A 1718-nucleotide genomic window follows, 5' to 3' on the forward strand; every position below is an offset into this window, starting at 1 on the left:
GTGCTGCAAAGAGCGAGTGTTTAATCATTCTATCCCTGCATTCTGGTGTACAGAGAGGGAGGATAGATCAAGGAAAGAACGCAAGTTACGCAGTTAGCTATTCTCTGAACTGCCCCAGAGAAGCTTTCAGTCATGCCATGTAGATTTTGGTTCAGAGCTGAAAGTGATTCAGCTTCACTTTCTCTATGACTATAAAGTTTGCTGTGACTAAATCATCACCCATTTCAAAAACTCAGAAGATAGGTACACCCGAAAGCCGTGTTTACTGGATTAAATAATGCCTTTCTTTTGTTCCATGCCTTGCCCCGGCCCTGGTCAGGGCTTTCACACAGTCGTTATTGCTCATCAAGATTGCGACGGACAGCGGGGTGGCGCCATTCGACATGGCAGCGTTGAGATCAGCCCCGGCGTTGATCAGGACTTTCACGCAGTCGATGTTATTTTCCTGGGCAGCGATGAACAGCGGGGTGGCGCCATCCGAAGTCCGGGCGTTGAGATCTGCCTTGGCTCCGATCAGGATTTTCACGCAGTCGGCGTTATTTTCCTGGGCAGCGATGAACAGGGCAGTGGCGCCATCCTCAGTCCGGGCGTTGAGATCAGCTCTGGCTTCGGTCAGGATTTTTAGGCAGTCGATGTTATTTTTTTGGGCAGCGATGAACAGCGGGGTGGCGCCACCGTCAGTCTGGGCGTTGAGATCAGCCCGTGCTTCGATCAGGGCTTTCAAGCAGTCAGTGTTGCCCATCTCAGCAGCTATGTAGAGCGGGGTGGCACCATTCGGCAAGGCAGCGTTGAGATCAGCCCCGCCGTTGATCAGGACTTTCACGCAGTCAATGTTATTTTCCTGGGCAGCGAAGAACAGCGGGGTGGGGCCATCCAGCATGGCGGCGTTTAGATCCGCCCCGGCTTCGATCAGGATTTTCAAGCTGTTGGTGTTATCTTCCTGGGCAGCGATCAACAGCGGGGTGGCGCCATCCTTGGTTCGGGGGGCGTTGAGATCCGCCCCGGCCTCGATCAGAGCTTTCACGCAGTCGACGTTATTTTGTTGGGCAGCAATGAACAGCGGGGTGGCGCCATGCATATTACAGGCGTTGAGATCAACCTTGGCTTTGATCAGGGCTTTCAAGCTGCCGGTATTGCCGTCCGCAGCGGCCATGAACAGCGCGGTGACGCCATCCTCAGTCCGGGCGTTAAGATCCGCCCCGGCTTCGATCAGGAGTTTCAGGCAGTCGGTGTTATTTTCCTGGGTAGCGATGAACAGCGCGGTGGCACCATCCTCAGAACGGGCGTTGAGATCGCCCCCGGCGTTGATCAGGCGTTCGACGATGTCCTTGTGCCCCTGACCTGATGCCAACATCAACGCAGTGAGATCATTATCCATAACGGCATTGACATTGACTCCCTCAGCCAATGACTTCTCCACTTGATCCAAATTCCCCTCAAAACAGGCTTCATAAAACGCCTGATCGGGGAAAAATGTATCCGGGTGAGATTCACCGGTGTTCACATTCACCATAGGCATCGGGTCCTGCCGGCACATTGCACAACGGCGAGAGCCGATAGGCTGGTCAACAAAACACTTCGAAATACAGTCCAGATCGAAGTGGTGGCCACAACATTGGGTTTTGACGACCACAGGCGCTGAATCACGACCATGGAAGTGAAACAGACAAATAGGACAGGGATCGGACTCCAATGCTGTGTCAGTGTCCATGGGGACA

1 protein-coding gene is annotated in these 1718 nt (G+C 53.7%); it reads right to left on the minus strand.

The annotated features are described in order from the left end of the window. Window positions 1-262: 262 nt before the first annotated feature. The coding region (locus tag KDK16_RS07920; protein ID WP_257275476.1) for an ankyrin repeat domain-containing protein at window positions 263-1718 on the minus strand (1456 nt) is incomplete at its 5' end.

The organism is Endozoicomonas sp. SESOKO4, assembly GCF_024606275.1.